This window comes from Streptomyces sp. NPDC091271, assembly GCF_044757505.1.
Lineage (GTDB): Bacteria > Actinomycetota > Actinomycetes > Streptomycetales > Streptomycetaceae > Streptomyces.
Genome location: NZ_JBIVVD010000004.1, coordinates 232006 through 255982, shown reverse-complemented (window position 1 = coordinate 255982; position 23977 = coordinate 232006). Strand labels below are relative to the sequence as shown.

General features: G+C 69.2%; 19 protein-coding genes and 2 pseudogenes. 12 read left to right on the top strand and 9 right to left on the bottom strand.

Annotation, left to right across the window (positions count from 1 at the left end):
- Nucleotides 1–31: 31 nt before the first annotated feature.
- The 8 genes from ACIQM3_RS17715 to ACIQM3_RS17680 all read left to right on the top strand — a co-directional run bounded on the left by ACIQM3_RS17715 (nucleotide 32) and on the right by ACIQM3_RS17680 (nucleotide 9241).
- A complete protein-coding gene (locus ACIQM3_RS17715) occupies nucleotides 32–979 on the top strand; it encodes an ABC transporter permease (RefSeq protein ID WP_401624822.1) in 948 nt (315 codons plus the stop codon).
- On the top strand, nucleotides 976–1881 hold the full coding sequence (locus ACIQM3_RS17710; protein ID WP_401624820.1) for an ABC transporter permease: 906 nt from the start codon (nucleotides 976–978) through the stop codon (nucleotides 1879–1881). Before ACIQM3_RS17715 ends, ACIQM3_RS17710 begins: the two co-directional genes overlap by 4 nt.
- Entirely contained in the window at nucleotides 1881–2909 is a 1029-nt protein-coding gene (locus tag ACIQM3_RS17705; protein WP_401624818.1) for an ABC transporter ATP-binding protein, read from the top strand. Before ACIQM3_RS17710 ends, ACIQM3_RS17705 begins: the two co-directional genes overlap by 1 nt.
- A complete protein-coding gene (locus ACIQM3_RS17700; RefSeq protein WP_401624816.1) occupies nucleotides 2902–3786 on the top strand; it encodes an ATP-binding cassette domain-containing protein in 885 nt (294 codons plus the stop codon). The genes ACIQM3_RS17705 and ACIQM3_RS17700 overlap by 8 nt, the downstream gene beginning before the upstream one ends.
- A 162-nt stretch (nucleotides 3787–3948) precedes the next feature.
- Nucleotides 3949–5145, top strand: a complete 1197-nt coding sequence (locus ACIQM3_RS17695) for a thiolase C-terminal domain-containing protein (RefSeq protein WP_401624814.1) — start codon at nucleotides 3949–3951, stop codon at nucleotides 5143–5145.
- The gene (locus ACIQM3_RS17690; RefSeq protein WP_401624812.1) at nucleotides 5142–5594 is read left to right on the top strand and encodes a Zn-ribbon domain-containing OB-fold protein; all 453 of its coding nucleotides are present in this window, start codon (nucleotides 5142–5144) and stop codon (nucleotides 5592–5594) included. Before ACIQM3_RS17695 ends, ACIQM3_RS17690 begins: the two co-directional genes overlap by 4 nt.
- 107 nt (nucleotides 5595–5701) lie before the next feature.
- On the top strand, nucleotides 5702–6607 hold the full coding sequence (locus ACIQM3_RS17685; protein WP_401624810.1) for a DUF2889 domain-containing protein: 906 nt from the start codon (nucleotides 5702–5704) through the stop codon (nucleotides 6605–6607).
- A 150-nt stretch (nucleotides 6608–6757) separates the two neighbouring features.
- Nucleotides 6758–9241, top strand: coding sequence for a CaiB/BaiF CoA transferase family protein (locus tag ACIQM3_RS17680; RefSeq protein WP_401624809.1), 2484 nt, complete (start codon nucleotides 6758–6760; stop codon nucleotides 9239–9241).
- A 73-nt stretch (nucleotides 9242–9314) separates the two neighbouring features.
- Here ACIQM3_RS17680 and ACIQM3_RS17675 read toward each other — a convergent pair whose 3' ends face one another.
- The 3 genes from ACIQM3_RS17675 to ACIQM3_RS17665 form a co-directional block, all read right to left on the bottom strand.
- On the bottom strand, nucleotides 9315–10193 hold the full coding sequence (locus ACIQM3_RS17675) for a MaoC family dehydratase N-terminal domain-containing protein (RefSeq protein WP_401624807.1): 879 nt from the start codon (nucleotides 10191–10193) through the stop codon (nucleotides 9315–9317).
- An 83-nt stretch (nucleotides 10194–10276) separates the two neighbouring features.
- Nucleotides 10277–10480, bottom strand: coding sequence for a hypothetical protein (locus ACIQM3_RS17670; RefSeq protein WP_401624805.1), 204 nt, complete (start codon nucleotides 10478–10480; stop codon nucleotides 10277–10279).
- A gap of 34 nt (nucleotides 10481–10514) precedes the next feature.
- Nucleotides 10515–11645, bottom strand: a complete 1131-nt coding sequence (locus tag ACIQM3_RS17665; protein ID WP_401624803.1) for an amidohydrolase family protein — start codon at nucleotides 11643–11645, stop codon at nucleotides 10515–10517.
- A 221-nt stretch (nucleotides 11646–11866) separates the two neighbouring features.
- On the opposite strand from ACIQM3_RS17665, the pseudogene ACIQM3_RS17660 reads away from it, so the two are divergent.
- Both ACIQM3_RS17660 and ACIQM3_RS17655 read left to right on the top strand, forming a co-directional pair.
- A pseudogene (locus tag ACIQM3_RS17660) lies at nucleotides 11867–12208 on the top strand (transposase); the annotation flags it as partial.
- Nucleotides 12209–12278: 70 nt separating this feature from the next.
- Nucleotides 12279–12812, top strand: a pseudogene (locus ACIQM3_RS17655) (IS5 family transposase); the annotation flags it as partial.
- A 19-nt stretch (nucleotides 12813–12831) separates the two neighbouring features.
- Here the strand turns inward: ACIQM3_RS17655 and ACIQM3_RS17650 are convergent.
- The 5 genes from ACIQM3_RS17650 to ACIQM3_RS17630 form a co-directional block, all read right to left on the bottom strand.
- Complete coding sequence (locus ACIQM3_RS17650) at nucleotides 12832–14634, bottom strand: cholesterol oxidase substrate-binding domain-containing protein (protein ID WP_401624801.1); 1803 nt, start codon at nucleotides 14632–14634, stop codon at nucleotides 12832–12834.
- Between the two features lie 482 nt (nucleotides 14635–15116).
- Nucleotides 15117–16163 carry a zinc-binding dehydrogenase gene (locus tag ACIQM3_RS17645; RefSeq protein WP_401624799.1) on the bottom strand — a complete coding sequence of 349 codons (1047 nt, stop codon included), beginning with the start codon at nucleotides 16161–16163 and terminating at the stop codon, nucleotides 15117–15119.
- A 98-nt stretch (nucleotides 16164–16261) separates the two neighbouring features.
- On the bottom strand, nucleotides 16262–17707 hold the full coding sequence (locus ACIQM3_RS17640) for a sugar porter family MFS transporter (protein ID WP_401624798.1): 1446 nt from the start codon (nucleotides 17705–17707) through the stop codon (nucleotides 16262–16264).
- The gene (locus ACIQM3_RS17635; RefSeq protein ID WP_401624796.1) at nucleotides 17704–19152 is read right to left on the bottom strand and encodes an arabinose isomerase; all 1449 of its coding nucleotides are present in this window, start codon (nucleotides 19150–19152) and stop codon (nucleotides 17704–17706) included. The genes ACIQM3_RS17640 and ACIQM3_RS17635 overlap by 4 nt, the downstream gene beginning before the upstream one ends.
- A gap of 166 nt (nucleotides 19153–19318) precedes the next feature.
- Nucleotides 19319–20782 (bottom strand): arabinose isomerase, encoded by a 1464-nt coding sequence (locus tag ACIQM3_RS17630; RefSeq protein WP_401624795.1) that lies wholly within the window; start codon nucleotides 20780–20782, stop codon nucleotides 19319–19321.
- Between the two features lie 199 nt (nucleotides 20783–20981).
- On the opposite strand from ACIQM3_RS17630, the gene ACIQM3_RS17625 reads away from it, so the two are divergent.
- Together ACIQM3_RS17625 and ACIQM3_RS17620 are read left to right on the top strand one after the other, a co-directional pair.
- Nucleotides 20982–21743, top strand: a complete 762-nt coding sequence (locus tag ACIQM3_RS17625) for a DeoR/GlpR family DNA-binding transcription regulator (protein ID WP_401624793.1) — start codon at nucleotides 20982–20984, stop codon at nucleotides 21741–21743.
- An 818-nt stretch (nucleotides 21744–22561) separates the two neighbouring features.
- Nucleotides 22562–22957, top strand: a complete 396-nt coding sequence (locus ACIQM3_RS17620; RefSeq protein WP_401624791.1) for a hypothetical protein — start codon at nucleotides 22562–22564, stop codon at nucleotides 22955–22957.
- A 147-nt stretch (nucleotides 22958–23104) separates the two neighbouring features.
- Here the strand turns inward: ACIQM3_RS17620 and ACIQM3_RS17615 are convergent, their stop codons facing one another.
- Entirely contained in the window at nucleotides 23105–23881 is a 777-nt protein-coding gene (locus ACIQM3_RS17615; protein ID WP_401624789.1) for a hypothetical protein, read from the bottom strand.
- Nucleotides 23882–23977 lie beyond the last annotated feature (96 nt).

Sequence of the window (23977 nt, the reverse complement as noted above, 5' to 3'; positions counted from 1 at the left end):
CCGCCCTCGCATCCCGTTGAAAGGCCCGTGCATGCTGCGCTTCATCGCTACCCGGGTGGCCACACTCATCCCGATGCTGTTCCTGCTCACCGTCGTCGTCTTCGCCCTGGTGGAGATCGCCCCGGGCGACCCGGCCGCGATCATCGCCGGACCCGAGGCATCGCCGGAGTCGGTCGCGGGGCTCCGGCAGGAACTGGGACTGGACCGCCCCCTCTACGAACGCTACTTCTCCTACCTCACGAGCCTCCTCCAGGGTGACCTGGGCACGTCGTACCTGACCGACGAGCCCGTCAGTGAGGTCATCGCGCGCAGGCTGCCGCGCACCGCCACCATCTCGGCGTACGCGCTCCTCATCTCCGTCGTGCTGAGCATCCCCTTCGGCCTGCTGGCCGCCCTGCGGCGCGGCCGCTTCACCGACCGTTTCGTGACCGGGAGTTCCGTCTTCCTCCTGGCCGTCCCGCCGTTCGTGCTCGCGGCGCTGCTGGTGAACTACCTGGCTCTCGGCGGCCTGCGGATACTGCCGCCGACCGGCTACGTGCCGATGAGCGAGAGCGTCTCCGAGTGGCTGAGGTTCGCCACCCTGCCGGCCATCGCCATCGCCACCATCAGCCTCGCCGAACTGACCCGCCAGGCCCGCGGATCGCTGGTGGACACCTTGGAGGAGGACTACGTCCGTACGGCCAAGGCCAAGGGGCTCGGCCGTTGGCGGACCGTGGGCAAGCACGCCGCCAAGAACGCGGCGGTCCCCTACATCACGATCCTGGGACTGAACGTGGGCCGGATCGTCGGCGCCGCGGTGATCGTCGAGGCCATTTTCAACCTCCAGGGTTTCGGACAGCTCGGAGTCACGTCCGTACTCACCCGCGACCTGCCCACCATGCAGGGCGTGGTCCTGATCAGCGGCCTGATCGTGCTCGTGGTCAATCTCCTGGTCGACATCAGTTACGGCTATCTCAACCCGAGGATTCGGACACGATGACAACCACGGTTACCCCGCACCAGCCACCGGTTCGCAAGCGGTCGTCGGCCGGCATCGTCACCTACCGCCCGGGCCGCGCCATGCGCCGTTTCCGCCGGGACCGTTCCGGACTGGTCTGCCTGGGCGTGCTGGTCCTGATCCTCCTGGCCGGGGCACTGTCCCAGGTCTGGACGCCGCAGGATCCCGCGGACCAGGACCTGTTGGGCCGCCTCCAGGGGCCCTCCTCCGAGCATCTGCTGGGCACCGACAACCTGGGTCGCGATGTGCTCAGCAGGCTGATGGTCGCCACCTGGGTGGCCATCACCTCGTCATCGCTGGCCGTGGTCCTCGGTCTGGTCACGGGCACCGTGCTCGGGCTGATCGCCGGTTATGCCGGTGGCTGGGTCGACTCCGTACTGAGCAGGATCGCCGACGTCCTGCTGTCCCTTCCGCCGCTGCTGTTCGCGGTGGCCATCGTCGGTGCTCTCGGCCCGTCCCTGACCAATGCCATGATCGCGCTGGGTGTGCTGCTGCTGCCACGGTTCTTCCGGATGGTGCGGGTCAGCACCCAGGAGATCGTCCACGAGGACTTCGCGGAGGCCGCACGCGCCTCCGGAGCAGGACCGGTCCGTATCCTCCTGCGCCATGTGCTGCCGAACATCCTGTCGCCGCTGCTGATCCAGATCTCCTTCGGCGTGGCCGTGGCCGTCGTGGCCGAGTCGGGGCTGAGCTTCCTGGGCCTGGGGGCCCAGCCGCCCACCGCGAGCTGGGGGTCCATGGTCAAGGAGGGCTTCGACAACCTGGCGCGGACCAGCTGGATGATCCTGCCGCCCGCGGCCCTGATCGTGCTCACGATTCTGGTGCTGTCACTGCTCGGAGACAGTCTGCGCGACGCGGTCGGCCGACAGAGCGGGAGCAAGTGATGACGATGACAGCACAGCAGCGACCGCCGACGGGCCGAGGCACCCTGGTGCTGGATGTCCGCGACCTGTCGGTCCGGATCAGGACCGAGCACGGCTGGACCGGGATCGTGGACGGCGTGAATCTCGCCGTGCACGCCGGAGAGACCGTCGGGCTGGTGGGCGAGTCCGGCTCCGGCAAGACCGTCACCTCACTGGCCGTCATGCGGCTGCTCCCGGACAACGCCCGGATCAGCGGTGCGGTGCGGCTCGGTGGCCGGGACATCATGTCTCTTCCCGAGAAGGAGCTGGACCGGGTACGCGGCGTCGAGATGGCGATGATCTTCCAGGAGCCGCGCCGCAGCCTCAATCCGGTCTTCACCGTCGGTGAACAGGTGGCCGAATCGGTCCGCCGACACCGTGGCGCGAGTCGCAAGGAGGCCTGGGCACGGGCGGTCGAACTCCTCGACCTGGTCGGCATCCCCGACCCGGGCCGGCGGGCGCACAACCACCCGCACGAGTTCAGCGGAGGCATGTGTCAGCGGGTCATGCTCGCGATGGCCCTGGCCTGCGACCCGAAGGTGCTCATCGCCGACGAGCCGACCACCGCTCTGGACGTCACGGTGCAGCGTCAGGTGCTGTCCCTGATCCACGACATCCAGCAACAGCTAGGGCTCGGCGTGCTGCTGATCACCCATGACCTCGGTGTCGTGGCCGAGGTGTGTGACCGCGCGGCCGTCATGTACGCCGGGCGCATCGTCGAGGAGGCCCCGGTCACGCAGTTGTTCGACGCGCCGGGCCACCCCTACACGGCGGGGCTGCTGCACGCCATGCCGGACCCCGTGCGGCACGCGGAGCGCATGGCGGTCATCCCCGGACGGGTGCCGCCGCCGCACGAGTTCCCGCAGGCCTGCCGCTTCGCGCCGCGCTGCCCGTACGCCGTCGAGGAGTGCTCGCAGCACGTCGTGCCGCTGCGGCAGACAGGGCCGGACCACTCCGTGCGATGCGCCAGAACCGGAGAGATCGAGCTGGGGGACGCGTTCTATGACTGAGGAAAACCGCCCCGCGGAAGCAAGGAACACCGCGGGCGACGTGCCGGGGCCGCAGCCGGCCCTGGAGATCCAAGGGCTGGCGAAGTCCTACCCGGCCGAACGCAACGCCCTGGGGCGGGTCGTGCGCACGGTGGATGCCGTACGTGGCTTGGACATCGCCGTGGCGCCGGGTGAGACGGTGGCTCTCGTCGGTGAGTCCGGTGCCGGGAAGTCGACGGTGGGCCGGCTCGCGCTGCGGCTGATCCAGCCGGACTCGGGCCGGATCAGCGTGCTCGGCCAGGACATCATGGGTCTGGGCCGCAAGGAGCTCAAGGCCATCCGGGCACGGGCCACCATGATCTTCCAGGACCCGTACAAGTCCCTCGATCCGAAGGCGCTGATCCGCTACTCGGTGGCGGAGCCGCTGCTCGCCCAGGGAGGCACGTCCCGCGACGAGCGGGAGGAGACGATATCGGCGCTGATGGACCGGGTGGGACTCGCGCCGCACTATCTGGACCGCTATCCGTACGAGATGTCCGGCGGCCAGCTCCAGCGGGTGGCCATTGCGCGCGCCCTGTCCACCGGCCCCGAGGTGATGGTGTGCGACGAACCGGTCGCGGCGCTCGACATGTCGATACGCTCGCACGTGATCAACCTGCTGCGGGAACTGCAGCGGGAACGAGGCCTGGCGTACCTGTTCATCTCGCACGACATGTCCTTGGTGCGGGTCATCGCGGACCGGGTGGCCGTGATGCGTCAGGGCCGGATCGTCGAGTGCGCCACCACCCGGGAGCTGTTCGAGAGGCCGGCCCACGAGTACACCCGTGAGCTGCTGTCCGCGATCCCGGCCTCACATCCCTCTCGGCGCACCTTCCGGCCGGTCCCGCGGACGTCGTAGCCGGATGGCACCGCAGGTGGCACGGGCACGGGTATTGCCCGGGGGTATCCGAGGAACTAATCTCCGACCTAGATAACTAGGTCATTTACTTCAAGGGGGTACTCCCCCGGTGAAGGAGACAGCAGTGGCGAATACTGTGAGGCGCTCGGGACGTGGTGCCTGATGGCCACGCGGACACCCGACACGGCGATCGTCGGCATCGGCGCGACGCCCTACTACCGCCGAGGCCGGTCCCACCCCCAGACCATCGACGAACTCGCCGGCAAGGCGATCCTCGCCGCCTGCGCGGATGCCGGTCTGTCGGTCAAGGACATCGACGGCTTCGCCTACTACTCCGGTGCGGGCGCCGGCTACGGGGCGGGCATGGACACCGCCAGCTTCATGGAGACCCTGGGCATCCCCGAGGTCACCTTCACCGCCACGCTGACCTCGGGCGGTGGCGGCGCCGCCGGCTCCATCGGGCTCGCCCGCGCGGCCATCGTCGCGGGCGACGCCACCACGGTGGTCACCGTGATGGCACTGCAACAGCCCGCCGACCGGCGGCTGGGAACCGTGTTCGGCAGGGTCCCGCCGACGCCCGAGAAGGCGTTCCTCCAGCCGTCCGGCCTCGTCGGCCCCGGCCACCTGATGTCCGTGCTGGCCCGCCGCCACATGCACATGTACGGCACTCGGCGTGAGGCGTTCGCCGAGATCGCCCTCTCCCAGCGGGAGAACGCGGCCAACCGTCCCAATGCCCTCATGCGTGAGCCGCTCACCCCGGACGACTACTTCAACGCGCGGATGATCGCCGAGCCGCTCTGTCTCTACGACTTCTGTCTGGAGACCGACGGCGCGGTCGCCGTGATCACCACCAGCCTCGAGCGCGCCCGCGATCTGCGCCAGAAGCCGGTCCCGGTCGTGGCGGCCGCCCACGGCGGCCACCGTGACTGGGGCCGCGCCTTCGGCTGGATGGGCATGCCGGAGGAGACCTTCGCCTCGTCCGGACACGCCGCGGTCGCCAAGCGGCTCTACGCGAAGGCGGGCGTCACGCCCTCCGACATCGACGTCGCGCTGCTCTACGACCACTTCTCCCCGATGGTCCTCATGCAGCTGGAGGACTACGGCTTCTGCCCCAAGGGCGAAGGCGGGGCGTTCGTGGAGAGCGGAGCGATCCGCTACAAGGGCGGTTCGCTCCCCGTCAACACCCACGGCGGGCAGCTCTCGGAGGCGTACATCATCGGAATGACCCACATCATGGAGGCGGTCGAGCAGATGCGCGGCACGGCTGTGAACCAGGTGGCGGGCGCCGAACTGGCGCTGGCCACAGGCGGCCCGGCCGCCATCCCCACCAGCGGTCTGATCCTGGGGCGTGACGCATGAGTACCGGCATCGTGTCCGCCCAGGCGCTCCCCTCCGAGTATGTCCACATCACCACCGACAGCCACACCGAACCGTTCTGGACAGCCGCCCGCGAGAAGCGTCTGACCGCGCCGAGCTGCGGCTCCTGCGGCCATTTCCGGCTGCCCCCCACCCCCTTCTGCCCCGAGTGCCAGTCACAGGAGGTGAACTGGGTCGAGCTCTCGGGACGGGCCACCGTCTTCTCCTTCTCGGTGGTGCGAGGCTTCCCGGGGCTGAAGGACATCGTCCTCGTTCCGGTCGTGGTCGACCTTCCCGATGCGCCCGGCGCCCGGCTCGTCAGCAACGTCATCGACGTCGCACCGGAGGACGTGACCATCGGGATGGAGCTCCAGGTGGCCTTCCACCCCATCTCCGACGACTGGCTGCTCCCGGTCTTCCGCCCGGCGGAAGCCACCGCGGTGGACCGGTGACTCCCAGCGGCACCCGCCCGCTCGACCCACGGCACGGCACCCACGATCCGGGCTCGGGGACGCCACCACGCGCCCCGGGGTCCGTTCGCCGCACCGCGAGTACCTCCATGCTCCGGCCGGACGGTGTGCTCGGGCCGCTCGTCCTGTACGGCCGGGGGCGCGACCTGCGCACAGGACCCGACGGCAGGGCGGAGGTCCTGGCCGAGGCCACCACCCGGCTCGACGTGGCCTTTCTCGACGGACGGAAGGTCACCGGGGTCGCCTCCGACCCGCAACTGCCCGCTCTCCAGGAGCTGATCGGCGTGCCCGCGGCCGGCGGATTCCGGGCCAGGCTCGGCGAGGTGGCGGCGCGGGAACGGGACGCGCGATCACTGCTGCACCTGTTGCTGGACGACGTGCCAGGCGCCGCCCTGGTCTCGGGTTACTCGGTGGGTTCCGCCACCGAGCACCAGAACATCGATCTCAGCGCTCGCTCGTCGTACCGGCCCCGGCCGGACCAGTGCTCCGGATTCCGCTCCGGCGGCACGATCATGATCGAGATCGGACGCAGGGGCCGGGCCCCGGTGGTCACCGGCCCGCCCGCGCCCTCGCTGGACAATCCCGCCGATCCGCCAGCCTGGCACGCCTTGGAACCCCTGCCACCACATGGCATGCGGAGGGTGCGTCGACTGGACGTCGTCCCGGAGGAGGGAGCACTCACGGCGGATTCCTACTTCCGCGACAGCCACGTGGGCGAGGACGGACGCGAGAGCGTCATCCACGAGTACGAGGTCCGCGCGGTGGTCGAGCCGGACAGCTGGCGCGTGCTGAAGGCGTCCGCGACCCCTCGCGTGCTGCCCTGGCGGGAATGCCCGGCCGCGGCGGACTCGGCCGGCCAGCTGGTGGGGCGCAGCCTGCTCGACATCCGCCAAGAGGTCCGTACCGACTTCCGCGGCATCTCCACGTGCACGCATCTCAACGACCAACTGCGGTCGCTGGCGGATGTGGTGGTTCTGGCCGGCGCGGCGTACTGACCACACCCGAATGGCCGCTCCGGCCCTTCCGGACGGAGATAAAGTTTCAACTAGGTTAACCATGAGTGCCTCCGAAGTCTTGACGCTCTCCGGAGCGGGTGTCCAGACTCCAAACGAGAATCCCGTTTTCGACACCGTGTGGGGTGGACCATGTCCAAAGCAGTCCTCGGGCACCACAGCGCTGAAGCGCAGCCAGGTTCCAGCGGCCCACTGGAGGGGCTTACGGTCGTCGACCTGTCGACCACCCTCCCCGGGGCCTTCGCCACGCAGTTCCTCGCCGATGCGGGAGCTGACGTGATCGGGGTGGAGCCCCCGGGAGGCAGCCCGTTGCGCGCCCATCCCGGCTGGCCGGCCATCGGGCGCGGCCGGCGCAGTGTCGTGCTGGATCTGCGTGACGAAGGGGGGCAGGCGGCGGTCCGCTCCCTGGCGGCCTCGGCCGACGTCCTGGTCACCACCTTCCGTCCGGGCACCGCCGAGCGGCTGGGCCTGGCCCCCGGGGCACTGGCCGAACTCAACCCCCGGCTGGTCAGCGCCTCGATCACGGGCTTCGGCGCCACCGGCCCCTGGCGGGACATCAAGGGTTACGAGGGCGTCGTCATGGCCAAGCTCGGCATGTTCAACGTGAAGAAGGCGATCACAGGCCGCGAAGGGCCCGCTTTCCTCTCTGCGCCGTTCGCCTCCTGGGGTGCCGGGCAGACAGCGCTGCACGGCATCCTGACCGCGCTGCTGGAACGGGAATCCACGGGCAGGGGCCAGCATGTCGAAGCCGACCTGGTGCGTGGAGCCACGACCATCGACACCTGGGCCTGGTTCACGGAACTGGTCGGCATCCGCTGGCCCGGCGCGTACGACATCGTGGAAGCCTTCACCGATGACGGCGAGGTCCTTTCCCCGCTGATCTACCCCCTGCTGGCGGCGCCCACCAAGGACGGACGCTGGCTGCAGTTCGCGCAGACCGAGCCCCGCCTGTTCAAGGCCATGATCGAGGAGCTCGGGCTCAGCGGGATGTGGACCGACCCCAAGTGGAAGGGGATGCCCGCGCTGGAGTCCCAGGAACGGCGCACCGAACTCTGGGAGATCATGCTCCGTAAGGTCGGCGAGCGCACCTTCGACGAGTGGGCCCACGTCTTCGAGACCAACGCCAACGTCTCCGCCGAGCCGTACCGCGCGGGCGAGGAAGCTCTGAACCACCCCCAGTTGGTGCACGAGGGCCGGGTCGCCGAAGTCACCGACCCCGAGCACGGAACGGTCCGTCAGCCGTCCACGCTCATCCACACGGCCGACGGTCCGTTGACCCGCCTGCGCCCGGCACCCCGGCTCGACGAGCACGGGGAGCGGATCCGGGCGAGCGCCGGGGAGAACGACCGGCCCGTGGCACCGGCAGCTTCCCAGGCTCCCAGCGGGAAGCTGCCCCTGGAGGGGCTGACCGTGCTCGAGTTCGGCCTGATGTTCGCCGGGCCCTTCGGCTCGACGCTCCTGACCGACCTGGGCGCCCGCGTCATCAAGGTGGAGAGCCTCGAAGGCGACACCATCCGCCGGGTCATGGCCTTTCCGGAGGCCGGCGGCGTCAAGGTGATGCAGGGCAAGGAGAGCATCTGCCTGGACCTGCGCACCGAGGAGGGCCGGAAGATCGTCCACGAGCTGGCGGCTCGCTGTGACGTGGTGCTGCAGACCTTCCGGGCGGGCGCCGCCGAGCGTGCGGGCGTCGACGAGGCCACGTTGAAGAAGATCAATCCGGACCTCGTCTATCTCAGCGCCCCCGGCTACGGCACCGATGGGCCCTACGGGCATCGCCCCGCCTACGCCCCCTCGATCGGCGCCGCCACGGGCCTCGCGCTCACCGACGCCCCGCACGCCGCCGAAGCCACCGGCAGCCTGTCCGAGATCAAGAGCGGTGCCATCAGGCTCAACGCGGCCACGGCCAAGCCGTCCCTGCAGGCGGACGGCATATCCGCGCTCGGTGTCGCCTCGGCGATGCTCCTGGGGCTGCTGGCACGGGCCCGCAAGCGGCCGCTGACGGGCATGACCACCACCATGCTCGCCACCACGTCGCTCGCCCTCATCGACCGCACGGTCGACTACGAAGGCCGTCCGGCGGGTCCCCTCGTCGACGAGGACGGCTGCGGCTTCAGCGCGCTGTACCGCATGTACCGGGCGTCCGACGGCTGGATCTTCCTGGCCGCTCCCGCGCCCGGCGAGTGGGGACCACTGGCAGGTGTGCTCACCGGTGAGGCCGGCCTTGCCGAGGACGAGCGGTTCGCCACGCCGGAGAGCCGGACCGCCCATGACGAGGAGCTCACCGGGGTGCTCGCGGGCATCTTCGCCGGGGGCCCGGCGGCCGGATGGGAGGAGCGGCTGACAGCGGTCGACGTGGGCTGTGCCGTCGTGAGGGAGACGGCGCCGGAGATCCTGCTCCAGACGGAGCGGGAACTGGTCGACGAATACACGCGGACGACGGTCAGCCCCGTCTTCGACGAGCATCTGCGCCTGGCTCCCGCCGTACGTTTCTCCCGGTCGGCCACGCGTGCGAACGGCGCGTGTCTCGCCGGCGACCACACGGACAAGGTGCTGCGGGAGATCGGCTACGACGACACGGCTGTGTCCGTCCTGAGGGAGCGCGGAATCGTCGGCTGACGCCGGGCCGCGACGCGGTCGGCCCGCTGCCGGTAGTTCCGGTGGCGGGCCGCGCGCCGCTGCGGGCCGTACGTCAGCCGGACGCGAACTCCGCGATGCCCTCGACAGCGACCGCACCGGTGTCCGTGGTGAGTCGCAGTTCCAGGACATCCCGCCGTTCGCCATCCACGGTGCGCTCGTCGGCCACCCGCCCCGTGGCCAGCAACCGGTCGCCCCGCCATACCAGTTCACGGAAGCGGCTGCGGAAGCGGCGTACGGAGTCGGGGGCGTATCGGTCGGTGCAGTACGTGGCCAGGTAACCGGCCCCCAGCATGCCCACGCTGAACGCTTCGGGGTACCCCGCGGACCTGGCCAGATCGTCGTCGTGATGCATGGGGTTCAGGTCGCCGCTGGCGCCCTGGTACCGCACGATGTCGGTCAGCGTGACCGGTCCGAACCAGCGTTGCGGGAGGGCGCCCCGGACGGCGCCGGAGCGCGCCGGGCCGATGCCACCGGACGGCGCCCGGGTGTTCCTCCCCGTCACGCCCCCGTCCCCCGTGAGATACGCCGAGGTGTAGCGGCACTCGGCGCGCAGGGCGCCGGTGGCGTCGTGGAACTCGACCGTGAAGTACACGAACAGCATGCGCCCGTGCCGTCCCGACTTCTCCGAGACCCGGTCGAAGCGGAGCGAGGTGAGCAACTGGTCGCCGGCACGGGGCGGCGGGCCGTGGAAGAGGTACTCCTGCTCGGCCGAGAGCAGCCGGCGCACGTCGGGCTGGATACCGAGCTCCGTGAAGGCCCGCTCGGCACGGTGGCTTTGTACCGCCTCGGTGAGCTGTTCCCAGAAGACCACCGTCGCCAGGAACGTCGGCGGTACGAAGGCCCGGGGATCGTCCAGGTACTCCGGGCGGCCGTTCTCCGTGGCCACAGCGTATTCACGGATCTTGCCGCGCTCGATGGGCATCAGCGCCATGGGCGCCTCCTTGCGTTGGGCGGGGCGGAACCGACGCACGGCCGGCCCCAACCCACGACGGGGCGGGGCCGGCCGGTGCTGGGTCAGGCCACCGAACCGGTGTGCCGGCGGGCCAGGGCCAGGCCCTCCTCACGGCCGGGGGCTGTGACCTTCCAGTTCTCGCAGGAGCAGGCGCACACATACGTGCCGTCGTCGCGGGGGATCACCGACTGGGCCACACAGGCGCCGGCGCCGGCGACCTCGTGGAGGAACTCCGTCGGCGAGTCGTACATCACGTTGTCAGACATGTTCTTTCAACCACCTGTCGGATGTGTGGCCCGTTCAGGCGGCCGTGGCGCTGGGCAGTGCCGGGACGTCAGGGAAGAGCTCGGCGAAGGCACCTACCGTGATCCGCTCCTGCAGCTTCGGGTCGACCCCGTCGAAGAGCCCGTGCAGGGTCTCCTGTGTGTGCCCGAAGGTGCCTTCCATGTGCGGGTAGTCGCTGCCCCACATCACATTCCTGTAGCCCATCGAGGCCGCCGCTGCGACCGCGGACTGGTCGTGCTGGAAGGACGCGTAGACCTGGGAGTAGATGATCTCGCGCGGGGAGCGCTTGAGCTTGGGCCGCACCATGGCCGCGTGCTGCCGGTAGCCCTCCTCGATACGGTCGGCGACGAACGGCACCCACGTGGCACCACCTTCGGAGACCAGGACCTTGAGGTCCGGGTGACGGTCCAGGGCGCCGGAGGCGACCATCTTGGTCACCGCGCGCTGACCGGAGTAGGTGGTCTCCGTGTAGTTGAGCACCGCGCCTCCGGGACCGCGGTAGACCACGCCTGCCGCGGCGCCGTCGGCCAGGTCGATCGGGTCCGTGCCGATGTGGAAGGCGATGACGATGCCGGCCTCTTCGGCGGTCGCCCAGAAGGGCTCCCACACATCGTGGTTGTAGTCCTTCTGCAGTGGATGCGGGGTCGTCGGCATGAACACCGCGCGGTAGCCCATCTCGGCCACGCGCTTGAGTTCGTGCACCGCGTCGCCCACATCCAGGGTGGAGACCTGCGCGGTGGCCACCAGGCGCGGATAGGGCTTCTCGATGGTGTCCCAGGCCCAGTCGTTGCTCACGCGCAGGGCCTCGCGCAGCGCCTCGGGCGTACGGAAGGAAGAGCTCCACATGCCCAGCGAGGGGAAGACGAGCTCACCCCAGATGCCTTCGTTGTCGAGGTCCTTCATCCGGAGCTTGAGGTCACGGGCGCCGGGCGCACGGCTGGACGCCTCGTAGAACTCCCGCTGCGCCATGGTGGGCAGTTTGCGGCGGAACGACATCCCGTCGATGTGCACCGTCTCCCACGCGCCGTCGGCGTCCTTCTCGGCGCGGGGCATCAGGTCGGCCAGATGCTTGGGCAGATTGCTGCGCCACAGATCGTCCGGCTCCAGGAAATGCGAGTCGCCTGAGTTTGCCCAGATCTTCTCCACGGGTCGTTCTCCTTCGAACGGGAGTGCATGCACCTCTAGTGAAAATGGCATTTTCATAGTCGCTCTGGTGCGGTGGGGATGTCAACAGGTCCGCCGGGAGGACCACTCGGTCGCCTTCCACCCACCGGATCACGGTCACTACGACGGCGAGGCCTACCGCACCGCCGGGAACTCGGAGTTCGTCGCCCCGGACCGCCGGCCCGCCGACAGATCGGTTCGCGATCCTGGGCCCGTACCTGCCGATCGGCGCGTAGGGGCCGTACCCGGAGCGGCTGCGGCACCAGTTCGAGGGCGTGATCTGGCGGTTTCGGACGGGCGGGCAGTGGCGGGAGATGCCGGAGGAGTTCGGCGCCTGGTCAAACGTCCATACCGTTTCCGGCAGTGGCGGGACGCCGGCGTCTTCGAGGGCCTGCTGGAGGGCCTGACCGCGAAAGCCGCGAAGCGGGGTGAGGTGGACTTATCCCTGGTCAGCGTGGACTCCACCATCGCCCGGCCCCACCACGACGCTGCCGGGATGCACCTCGGCCGGGGCGTCATCACCGCCCTGGAGAAGGCCCGGCAAAATGGGGCGCCCCGGAAGGACGAGTCGGGCGGGACGCCGACAACGATTCGGAGCGGGAAGGGCGATGACGTATCCGGCGTCGGCACGGACTCCGGTTGAAAGCCGCCCTGCTCGGACGCTCACGGGGCGGGCAGACCAGCAAGGTCCACCTCGCCTCCGACCGGAAGTGCCGCCCACTGGCGCCCGTCCTGACCACGGGGCAGGCCGCGGACAGCCCGCAGTTCATCCCCGTGCTCAAGAGAGTACGGGTCCGCGGGCCCGTCGGCCGCCCCCGCACCCGGCCCGACGCGGTCGCCGGGGGGCAAGGCCTACTCGTCCCGCGGCAACCCCGCCTACCTGCGCAAACGCCCCATCAAGGCAGTCATCCCGGCGAAGAAGGACCAGGCCGCCAACCGGAAGAAGAAAGGCAGCAGAAGCGGCCGGCTCGTCAGCCACGACGCCGACCCTCACAAGGAACGAGACACCGTCGAGCGCCTGATCAAGAAGCTGAAAGCGTGGCGCGGCATAGCCACCCGCTACGACAAGACCCCTCAGAGCTACCTCGCGGCCTCCACCTTCGCGCCTCAATGATCTGGATCAAGGACCTCACACGGACCAATCCTTGACAACAACCCAATACCCGCCCTAGCGCACCAGCTGATCCGTGAAGTTGTTGCCGAAGACCCGGTGAGGATCGAGCCGGTCCAGGATGGAGACAGCTTCGGACCACTGCCCGGCTCCGTACGAAGCGGGCACCGTGGACTCGATGATCTGCTCGTCGGCCCAGGCTGTCGTATCTGTATAGCCCCAGCCCTTGGACCATTCGACGCGCGCGAGCGCGTAACCGCCGTCGAAGGTACTCATCAGGAAGCGTTCCAGTTCCCGGTAGAACTCGTGGGCCCCGGGTGAGGTCGGCTGGGTCAGCACGTCCACCCACACCACACAGTCGTACTCCGGGTGGTCGGGGTGCGGGCGGATGACGGAGAGCAGCGGCGGGCGTGCACCCGGCGCAGCGGAGTCTTCGGGCTGGTCGAGGCCGCTGACTCGGATTTCCACCTGCCCGTTGATCGGGAATCTGCCCGCCGCGGCCCAGGCCGCCAGCTGTTGCCGGTAGTAACGGGCGAACTCGGAGACGACGCGCTGGACGTCGGCGCGGCGGGTAAGGATCCCGTACCCGTTGGCGGTCTCCCGAAGTGTTGTGGGGCGCAAGTAGAACTGGAGGGTGTGCGAGGGGCCCCACAGGTCCTTCGCGACGGTGGCGGTCAGTCCGGTCGCCGCCACCGTGTACTGCACGGCGCCGAGCGTCGGCGCGAGGTACCAGGAGCCTGCGACGAGAAGCCCGGCCAGCCGGGCGACCGGGGTCGGGACGACGTCGCTGAACGGGTAGTTGTACGGGGCGTGCACCGGCCTGGAGGTGACCGGGCGCTCAGGGCTGAGGCTCCATACCTTGAGCCAGGGACGGTCGGTGAAGGCGAACCAGATCGCCTCCACCCGCCCCGACGCGGCCATGAAGTCCGCGAAGGTGTTTCCCCGGGCGGCGAGGGCGCTGCCCGGGGCTGCGAACAGTTCGTCGGCGGTGAGGTCGACGCGGCTCTGGCAGCGCAGCGGGATGTCCTCGCCCGCCTGGATCTCGGCCTCCACAATGAGGCCGCGCCCGAGGTGGGTGGCCAGGGCTTCGCACTCCTCGTCGGTTCCTCGGTGGAAGGTCTTCACCACGTAGGCGTCCTGGGCGGAGTCCCAGACGACAGCGGTGAGGGACAGGACGAGGTTGCTGAGGCTGCCGTAGGTGTGGCCGGGGCGGGCGGACTCGCCGTCCGCGGGGACGCTGGTGCCGTGGGCGTCGATGGCCAGTGTGCCGCCCAGGGTCAACTCCCCCGGTGCGGGAGTGTTGGTGACGCCCAATCCGTGATCGGCGAGGAAGGCCATCAGCGTTTCGAGGGTCACTCCGGCCTGCGCACGCACCGCGCCGGGGGCGCCGGCGGGCGGGGTCGTGAGTTCCATGTGTGTCAGATGCTCGGTGGTGTCCAGCAGGAGGACCTGCGCGTCGGGCTCGGTGGCCGGGACGATCGTCAAGGGTGACCAGTTGTGCGACTTACCCCGGGCACGCAGCCGCCAGCCGTTGGCATGGGCCCAGTTGGCGAGGTCGGCGAGATCCTGGCCGGTGCGGGGCGCGCAGGCCCACAGCCCGCTGTGGGTGATCTCGCCCGCCCAGTTGATGTACGGAGAGCGGTAGGGCACGAGTCCGGCGGGAAGTTCGGGTGCGGCGCTCGGAACGACGGCGGGCGCCGCCGCGGCCGGGGAGGCCCCGGCTATGGCGGCACTGAGCGGGAGGCCTAACGCTCCGGCAGCCGCCGCGGCGCGCAGAACACCACGGCGGGAGAGGCCGGACGGCTCAGTGGGGCCGGAGGAAGTGACAGGACGTGGAGAAGACTTCGAGTGATCGGACATGACCTGAATGTATGGGGAACCAGCACGTCACCGAAGCTCCATGACACAGACCGCCGAAACCGGCACCCGAACGTCAAACCGGGAAACTGCACCCGTCCGCAATCATCGCGAGTTCCGTCTCACAGCCTCACAGCCTTCGGCAGGTTCCGCGGCTTCGTTCTCGGGGCGGGGTGCGGCGGGTGGTGATGTACAGATCGCGATGCAGACCCGCCGCTAGGCTTACGACTGGTGAAGAGGCGGGGTTCACACCCCTGTTCGGTCCAGGGCGGCGGCCGCCGCCCTGGACACCGGTGCCGTGCCGACCCGTGCGACTACATCGTGACCGCCGCCCTCGACGCGAACAGGCCGGCAGGACCTACCCTCCTCTTCAGGCGGGGCGGGGCTGCCCCGCAATCTCTGGCGGGACAACCCTTAGGTCCTGGACTGCGCGCGACGTGCCCGGTCAGCGCGACCTCACGCCAAAACCTGCCGTCGCCCGGGCCTCAAGCGTCTGCGGATCCGATCCGGATGATCGTCTTGACGTCAGCGCCCGCCGGCGCATCCGTCCACGCACGGTGCGCCTCGTGCAACGGGAGTGTCCGGGTGACCAGCTCATCCGTCTGGTAGCGGCCTGCGGCGAGCCCTGCAATCACCGTCGGCCAGGTGAACCTGTAGCGCATCACGCCCCGGATCTCGACCTCACGCTCGATCACGGAGGGCATCGGGACCGACGCGTCCTGGGCGCCGACACCCACGAAGACGGCCTTCCCGCCCGGACGGACAAGGCCGCAGCCGGAGTGCCGCACCTGCTGGACGCCGGTGCATTCCATGAGGACGTCGTACCCGTCAGGCACCGCGCCCGCGAGGTCGTCCAGGGAGGAAAAGGTGTCGGCGCCCAGCCTCGCAGCCAGCAGCCGGCGCGATTCTTGGGGCTCGATGACGGTCACAGTCTCAGCGCCGCGTGCCTTGGCCACCTGGAGCGCGAACAGCCCGATGGGACCGCCGCCGGTGATCAGTACCCGGTCGCCGATGGTGATCTCGCCGCGCTGCGAGGCCCAGAGGGACACCGAGATGGTCTCGACCATGGCGGCGGCGTCGTCGCTGACCCCGTCGGGAATCGGGTAGGCGTTGCCGGCCGGGACGACCACGTACTCCTGGAGGGCTCCCTCGGCGCCCGGGACCCCGTGGAAGAGCTGGGTGGGGCAGACGTTGTACTCACCACGGCGGCAGCTGCGGCACGTGCCGCAGGGGACCAGCGGCTCGACGGCGACCCGCTCGCCGATCCGGCCGGGTTCGACACCGGGGCCCACCGCCGCGACGCGTCCGCCGAACTCGTGTCCCATCACGAAGGGTTCGGTCATGACGTCGCTGCTGGCGCGTCCTTCGTGGAAGAAGTGCTTGTCGGAGCCGCAGACTCCGACCGATCCCACCGCGAGCAGGATCTCGCCCGGGCCGGGCGCCGGCACGGGGCGCTCTTCCAGGCGCAGGTCCTCCTTGCCGTGCAGGACCAGGGCCTTCATCGTTTCCGGGAGTACGGGAGTGTCAGTCATGGTGGTCTACCGAAGTTTCTCTACGGGCCGGCGGCCGGTGCCGTCCGGCGGCGCGTGCGGTAAGGAGGACGCGGGGGCGGGCGTCCCGCCCCCGCGGGTCAGGGGGTTCTGGCCGGACGTCCGTGTGAGGCGAATGTGCCGTCGTGCAGGCTGGCCTCGATCTCCTCCAGAGTGCGGCCCTTCGTCTCCGCCATCCTCCGCAGCGCGAACACCCAGGCCAGGATGTTGAACAGGGCGAGCACTCCGAAGACGAGCCCCACGCCGAGCCGGTCGGCGGCGAAGTACAGCAGGAGAGTAACGAGGAAGTTGGTGATCCACAGGACCAGCGCGGTCAGGCTGGTGCCCTTGCCGCGTACCCGCAGCGGGAAGATCTCCGCGAAGTACAGCCATGCCACGACGGAGAGGCTGCCGCCGTTGAAGGCGAAGTAGGCCAGCAGGCAGGTGATCACGACAGCCTGCCCCCCACTGCCCAGTGCCTCCGGGGAGCCGCTGGACCAGGGAAGCATCAGTGCCATCACGGCCAGCGCGACGACCGCGCCGGGGAGGCCGAAGACGACCAGCTTGCGCCTGCCCCAGCGTTCCACCAGGTAGATGCCGAGGACGGTGAAGACGGTGAGGACGACACCGACCCCGACCGAGCCGAGAGTGGAGGCTGACTCCCCGAAGCCGGACAGCTCCAGCAGCGAGGGCGCGTAGTAGATGATGGCGCTGATTCCGGTGATCTGGGAGAACAGGGCCACCCCGACACCGGCGACGACCGCAGGCCGCACGGCGGGTTGGAACAGCTCCCTCCAGGAACCCTGTTCGGCGTGGAACGTTCCCTTGATGTCGGCGATCTCGGCGTCCACCTCGGCGGCCGACGACCGCACCCGGGCCAGCACGGCGCGTGCCTGTGCCTCACGGCCGCGGCTGAGCAGCCAGCGCGGGCTCTCCGGCAGGAAGGCCATACCGATCAGGAACAGCAGGGCGGGCACGGCCGCCAGTGCCAGCATCCAACGCCACGCGTGGCTCGGGCCCAGAAGATGCCCTGAGAGGTACGCGAGCAGGGTGCCGACGCAGATCATGACCTGGAACAACGAGGTCTGGGCGCCGCGAACGGCCGGCGGGGCGAGTTCTGCGATGTACACGGGGACGATCTGCGAGGCGCCGCCGACAGCGAGGCCCAGCAGGAAGCGCATCACCAGCAGCGTGGTCAGGTCGGGGGCCACCCCGCAGCCCACGGCGAAGACGATGAAGAGCACGGCGACCAGCATCGTGGTGGGGCGCCTACCCATCCGGTCGGAGACCGGCCCGGTGAGGAGGGCGCCGAAGATGGCGCCGAGCAGGGTGATCGCTGTGACGGCGGACTGCACGAACGTGTTGTCGGCGATGCCCATCGGGCCCTTGAGGTAGAGCAGGGCGCTGCCGATGATCCCGGTGTCGTAGCCGTAGAGGAGTCCACCGACGCTGGCGCTCAGAGCGATCAGCAGGGTGAAGCCCCGGTTGCCCCCGGCCGTCGGCACGGCGCTCTCTCCGGCCGCGGGCGGGGCGGTGCGGGCGCTCACGGCTGCACCAGCCGGTACTCGGCTCCCAGCAGATCGGCCAGTGCCTCGATGTCCGCGGCCCTGTGTCCTACGCCCATCGCCCAGTGATGGGTGGAACCCGACTGACTCCAAGCGTCAGCCCAGTCTGCCGGATCGCAGCCGAAGTCCACCCGCGAGGTGGTGTTGCCGATGCTCAGGAGGGGACCGTCGACGATCGTGCCCTCGGATGCGATGAAGCGGAGACTGCCGTCGCGGAGTTCGCCGATGGAAAACTGGGTGACGGGCCCCTGGCGGATGTCCACCTCGACGGACACGCCTCCGCCGGACTTTCCGTGGTAGACGTCCAGGCTGCGCAGGAGCGGCTTGCGGGCGGTGATCGCCATATCCGCGGCATCGTTGTGGCCCACTTCGCACACACCGTCGTCGAAATTGAGGGCCTGCCCCTCGGTGAGCGTGCCGCCGGCGCCGAACTGGTCCAGTACGTACATGGCGGCGGCCGCCCTGACTTCGTACTCGGTGACGGTCGGGATGCCCCGGGAGGAGAGGAGGGTGGCACCGATGGCGAAGCCGGCGCCCAGCCGCTGGAGCAGAGTGTCGTTCTCGCCGAAGTAGAAGTACGCGAGCGTGTCGAGGCCGTACTCCTCCACCAACCGGTCCAGCGCGGCGGACACCCGCGCCTGGAACCGGATGTTCTCCCGGTCGGCGCCGGGGTGCACGGTGAAGACCTCCTCGACGGTGGCCAGCACCCGCTCGGTCTCAGCCTCGGTGACCTGGTCGTAGCGGAGCTTGAGGTCGTCGAACTCCAGGACCTCGACGTGGCCGCCGAACGTCCCGGTGATGGCTGTGATGTTGGTGGCGATGTCGAACATGCCCGGGTATAGGTGGCCCATCATGCCGTGTCGCGCGCCGCGCAGCGCGCGTACCACTCCGGCCGCTCGCACCCAGCGGTCGATCTTCGCCCAGGCCCGCTCGTCCGCCAGATGCCCTGAGACACTGCGGATGGGCATGCCCAGGCGCTCCAGAGCCACACCGATCTCCGGGAGCCCGGCGAATCCGGCGTAACCGAGCCAGTCGCCGGTGCCGAACGTCGCGTGGTTCATCGAGGTGCCGGGCTGCAGATTGACCAACAGGATCGGTGCGCCCCCGTACTTGAAAACAGGGAGGACCTGGGCCGAGGCCATGTAGGTGGCGACGAACACGATGATCAAGTCGCAGTCCGCCTTCCTCAGCCGTTCGGCGGCGGCGGCTCCCTGGACCGGGTCGGAGATCACTCCCGCGTACTCGACGTGCGCGCCGCTCGCCTCTACACGTTCGCGGATCACCGCGGCGGACTTCTCGATGGTGGGCAGCAGGTCAGGGAACTGCGGCCAGTAGTTGCCGAGTCCGCCTGTGACGAGGCCGATCCGGGCCGGTGTGGCGGGAACCCGGGCGAGGGGGGCCGGGGGGACTACTGCGGCGAGAGGCATCTGTGGCTCCTGCGGGAGTGGTGGTAGGGGCGGGCCGGGCGCTCCGGCCCCGGGGAGAACGGGGGCCGCCGGTGCCCTTGCCGCCAGGCGGTGGAACTGACCAGCTGTTCCTCGAACCAGGACGGGCTCGGTCTGACCGGTGTGGCGGTTCGGGCGAAGAGGCGTGTCAGAGGATTTCGGTGCCGTCGACCAGGCGGAACCGCAGTCCGAGCAGATCGGCGGCGGCCTTCAGGTCCTTGGCCCGGTGGCCGGTGCACAGGGTCCAGTGGTGTCCTATTCCGGAGGCGGACCATGCGTCGGTCCACTCGCCGGGGTCCACGCCGAAGTCGACCCGGGACGTGGTGTTGCCGATCTCCAGCAGGGGGCCCGGGACCACTTCGCCCTCGGATGCGATGAAGACGAAGCTGCCGTCCGCCTCCTGTCCCAGGCCGAAGGTGGTGACCGGGCCGTGCGTGACGTCGAATTCGACACTGACGCCCCAGCCGCGCTTGCCGTGGTACACGCCGAGTCCGCGCAGCAGCGGGTCCTTGGAACTGATGGCGAGATGGGCAGGCCCGTCGTGCCCCATCTCGACCACTCCGTCACGGAAGTTGAGGGCCTGGAGCTCGGTGAAGGAACCACCCGCGCCAAGGGTGTCGGCGACCAGCATCGCCAGGCTGGTACGCAGCTCGTACTCACCGGCCACGGGCAGGCCGCGTGCGGTGAGCAGCGAGGCGCCGAGGATCATGCCGGCGCCCAGCCGTTCGTGCAGTTCACCGTCGAGGCCGCGGTGGTAGTAGGCGAGGCTGTCCAGGGCGAAGTCCTCGACCAGCCGGTCGAGTCCCACCGAGACCCGGGCCGCCCAGTCGAAGTCCTCGCCGTCCACCGAGTCGTCCAGTGTGAAGACCTCCCGGGCCAGCGCCACGCGCTCGGCGACCTGCTGGTCGGTGACCGCGGCCACCCGGACCCGCAGGTCGTCGAATTCCAGCACCTCCATGTGGCCACCCAGCTGCGCGGAGACCAGGGTCATGTCTGTGGAGACGTCCAGCATGCCCGGGTAAAGGTGTCCCATCAGCCCGTGCCGACCGTGTCGCAGCGCGGCCCGCACCCCGGCGGCTCCGATCCAGCGGCCGATACGCGACCAGGCGTTCTCGTCGTGCAGGTGGCCGGAGACCGAACGGAAAGGGATCCCGCTGCGGCGGAAGACGTTGGCGACCTCCGGCAGCGGGCATTGGCCGCAGTACGCGAGCCACTTCCCGGTGTCGAACGTCGCGTGGTCCATCGCCTCGGTCGGCTGGAGGTCGATGACCAGCACCGGGGCCCCGCTCCGCTGAGCGATCGGCAGCACCATGGAGGAGGTCAGGTACGTGGTGAGGAAGGTGACGATGATGTCGCAGTCCGCGCGCCGAAGCACCTCTGCGGCACCAGCTGCCTCTGCCGGGTCGGACACGAAGCCCGCATCGGTGACCTCGCACCCCATCGACTCCAGACGACGGGTGACGATGCCGGCCGACTCCTCGAGCTGCTCCAGCAGGCCGGGGAACTGCGGCCAGTACGCCCCCAGACCACCGGACACCAACCCCACCCGCGTCGATCGACGGGCGACGCGCTCGAGGACGGCACTGGACGGGACAACGGATGCAGCAACCATGCGAACCTACCTCCAAGGTGTTCTCTTGGTGGGAGATTAAACGGGGAAGTAACACGCAAGCAAGAGTTTGAAACGAATCAATGATTGAGTCCGCAGGCGCGCCGAGCCGCCGTACAGCCAGTGACACCCCCTGCTCCTGGCCTTGTTCAGTGCGTGACGCCGATCCCACGAACCATGTGCGCTGTGATAGAAAATTCGCATGACTGAGGATGTGAACGTGGACAGTCAGGCGCGACGCGCCTCGATCGTCACGGCCCTCCGCGAGGGTGTGCAACGCGTCGACGAGCTGGCTCACTGGTGCGGCGTGAGCACCATGACCATTCGCCGCGATCTTCAGGCACTGGAGGAGCAGAACAAGATCCGGCGGGTGCGTGGTGGCGCGATCCCCGTGGACGCATGGTCCTTCGAGCACCGGCTGGGCCGCACAGTGGCTGCGAAACAGGTCATCGCGGGCAAACTGCGGAGCCTGGTGCCGGCCACCGGCGGAATCGGCCTCGACGGCTCCACCACGGTGCACCAGCTCGCGCTCGCCCTCGGCGACCGCGCTCCGCGAGACATCACGGCTGTCACCACGGGGCTGGAGACGTTCCACCAGCTGAACCGCACGCCCGGCGTGCGGGTGTACTCGACGGGCGGCACCGCCGACGTTCACACGGGCAGCCTCGTCGGACCGATCGCGGCCTTGACTGCTCGCCAATTCGCCCTGCACACCTTCTTCGCGTCCGCCACCTACCTCGACGGGACGCTGGGATCGACGGAGTTCACCGCCGACGAGGCGGCGGCGAAGCAGGCGATGGCCGGAGTTGCCCGGCGGACCGTCCTCGCGGTGGACTCCTCCAAACTCGGGAAGCATGCCGTGGCCAAGTGCTTCGCACTGGACGAGATCGACATTCTGGTGACCGACCTGCCTCCGGGGGCGGCCGAGTTGGCGGACTACGTCGGCAAGGTGGAGATCCTCTGAGGAGGCCGCGTTCAGCGCCGGGAAGAACTCGCGTGCGGTCCTGGGCCGTTCCTGCCGCGACGGCGACAACGGCCCGGTGAATCCTCCCCCGCGGGAGAGAGACCGCCTGGGCCGACAGGCCCCACGCCAGGTACTGCACGCGAATTCCGCCGCGTCCTCTTTGCAGGTGCAGGACCAGGGCTGCCATCGAGGAGAGACGTCGACGGGCGCCGATGCAACAACGTTGCCGGACCGTCGTAGGAACGCTCGATCGTCGCCTCCGCCGTCTGACACCCGGGGGGGGCGCCACCCCTCAGCCGCGGCGACGACCGCGCTCCAGCGCGCACTGGCCGCAGTGCGGGCCATATAACCCTCGAGGACACTCTGCACCAGTTGGCATCGATCCTCGGCGCTGACGATGGCACCCGATCCGCCACCCCTACTTTTTCGGCCCCTCCCGGATACTCCCGGCCCCGAAGCCTCTACCGCCGGATAGCACTGTGCCCTGGACCGCGGACGACACACGCACGAGCGGGCCGCGGAAATCCTGGACGCCGCGCCGACCAGTTCGTCCCAACAGAGCCCACATCCCCGCTCCCACCTCGCGATTCCGCCTTCAGTACCCGCCCGCCTGATTAACCTCGTTCCCCTGCGATGGTGGGGCCGCCGCCCTCACTCCTGACACCCCATCAGCGAACTCAGCGAAAGGTCAGCATCAACCCCGCTGAGCCGGAGGATCGTGGGCCGCACACGGGACGCGGTCACCTCTCGATGTTCGTACGGCTGGTGCCCTGACGCTCCTCTTCGGGCTGCAGCACACCAAACTGCTCGAACTCACCGTGAGCGACGTCATAGACGACGACAAGATGGTGGCCCTCAACCTCGCAGGCCATCGTCTTCCGCTACCGCCCGAAGTCGCCCGGTTGGTCCGTGCCCAACGCGACCAGTGCCAGGCCCGCTGGCACCTCGATCAGACAGCCAGCACAACACCGTGGCTGTTCCCCGGCCAGGAGCCCGCCCGCCCTCTCGGAGCCACCTACCTCAACTTGAAGCTCCGCCGACACGGCATCGCGCCACTCGCCAGCCGCAGCAACGCTCGTCTCGCTCTGGCCACAGACCTGCCGGCATCCGTCCTCGCCGACTTCACCGGCACCAGCATCCACAACGCCACCCGCTGGACCGGATACGCCCGACGCGACTGGCTCGACTACATCGCGTCCCGCACACCGACCTGACCACTTTTGAGAGCAGCGCATGGTCCAGCGGTCTGTCCCGGCCGCATCCTTCACCTCATGGGACGCGATGCTCGGACGTGACCACCGAAGCTCAGGCTGACTGGAATACGGCCGACTCACCGCTGTTCACCGCTGGCGCTCGCGAGATCATTTTCGGCGGAGCACGGTGAAGTAGTTGTCTGCGGAGGAGTCCCAGAGACCAAGGCTGAGGGTTAGAACGGTGGCATAACGGGTTCGTGCGACTGCCACGGTCATCCGGTCCTCTGGCGTGACCGAGCAGCGCCAATAGATCACCTCGGACCCGGTCTCGGGGCATGGGGCGGGCTCCTCAATCCGATTCAGGAGTGGCAGGTCCGGCCGGTCCCAGTCGAGCCGGAGCCCAGGGGCTTCGAGTGCCGGCCCGGGCATCAGGGTGCCGTCCTGGTACTTGCCTCGAGCGCGGTGGTACTTGAGCGCATAAGTCACGGTGCCGGCCGCGTACGGCATATCCTGCCCCTCGTCGTCCTGCGGTCCCCAGGTCGCGATGCCGGCCGCGCGGATCCGGGACAAGACCTCGGTGATCTCTCCGCGGACACCGAAGTAGGCGTCGGCCCGCATGCTGCACGTGAGGACGTACGGTGACCGGTTGTTCTCGAATAGCGAGCCATTTTGGGGACCATGACAGGAGTCGATATAGCGGGTGAGCAGGTGCTCCAGTCCTTCGACAGCGGTCAAGCGCGCAATCAGGGCGCGCATCTTCTGCTCTTCCCTTACCCGACGAGATTCCGCTTCGGATGACGTGGCCTGCGTACGCAGTTCCTTGTCCGCCGGGTCGCGGGAGCACGCCGCAGTGAGTCCCATCAGGGCGAATGCCAGCAGCAGTCCGCCCGCTTGCTTGCACCGCCCGTAGCTCCGGGGCCACCGGGCCGCCATGGTCTTCTTCATTTCCGCACCCCTGCCCCACCTTCCGGTGAGGCAGGGCCAGATGCATGAGTACACGTACTCAGATCCCTGCCCAAGGTTCCAGGGCCCCAATTCGCT

Coding starts and splice junctions, on each gene's coding strand:
- ACIQM3_RS17715 (WP_401624822.1), top strand. CDS start 32: ATGCTGCGCTTCATCGCTACCCGGGTGGCCACACTCATCCCGATGCTG.
- ACIQM3_RS17710 (WP_401624820.1), top strand. CDS start 976: ATGACAACCACGGTTACCCCGCACCAGCCACCGGTTCGCAAGCGGTCG.
- ACIQM3_RS17705 (WP_401624818.1), top strand. CDS start 1,881: ATGACGATGACAGCACAGCAGCGACCGCCGACGGGCCGAGGCACCCTG.
- ACIQM3_RS17700 (WP_401624816.1), top strand. CDS start 2,902: ATGACTGAGGAAAACCGCCCCGCGGAAGCAAGGAACACCGCGGGCGAC.
- ACIQM3_RS17695 (WP_401624814.1), top strand. CDS start 3,949: ATGGCCACGCGGACACCCGACACGGCGATCGTCGGCATCGGCGCGACG.
- ACIQM3_RS17690 (WP_401624812.1), top strand. CDS start 5,142: ATGAGTACCGGCATCGTGTCCGCCCAGGCGCTCCCCTCCGAGTATGTC.
- ACIQM3_RS17685 (WP_401624810.1), top strand. CDS start 5,702: ATGCTCCGGCCGGACGGTGTGCTCGGGCCGCTCGTCCTGTACGGCCGG.
- ACIQM3_RS17680 (WP_401624809.1), top strand. CDS start 6,758: ATGTCCAAAGCAGTCCTCGGGCACCACAGCGCTGAAGCGCAGCCAGGT.
- ACIQM3_RS17675 (WP_401624807.1), bottom strand. CDS start 10,193: ATGGCGCTGATGCCCATCGAGCGCGGCAAGATCCGTGAATACGCTGTG.
- ACIQM3_RS17670 (WP_401624805.1), bottom strand. CDS start 10,480: ATGTCTGACAACGTGATGTACGACTCGCCGACGGAGTTCCTCCACGAG.
- ACIQM3_RS17650 (WP_401624801.1), bottom strand. CDS start 14,634: ATGTCCGATCACTCGAAGTCTTCTCCACGTCCTGTCACTTCCTCCGGC.
- ACIQM3_RS17645 (WP_401624799.1), bottom strand. CDS start 16,163: ATGACTGACACTCCCGTACTCCCGGAAACGATGAAGGCCCTGGTCCTG.
- ACIQM3_RS17635 (WP_401624796.1), bottom strand. CDS start 19,152: ATGCCTCTCGCCGCAGTAGTCCCCCCGGCCCCCCTCGCCCGGGTTCCC.
- ACIQM3_RS17630 (WP_401624795.1), bottom strand. CDS start 20,782: ATGGTTGCTGCATCCGTTGTCCCGTCCAGTGCCGTCCTCGAGCGCGTC.
- ACIQM3_RS17625 (WP_401624793.1), top strand. CDS start 20,982: ATGACTGAGGATGTGAACGTGGACAGTCAGGCGCGACGCGCCTCGATC.
- ACIQM3_RS17615 (WP_401624789.1), bottom strand. CDS start 23,881: ATGAAGAAGACCATGGCGGCCCGGTGGCCCCGGAGCTACGGGCGGTGC.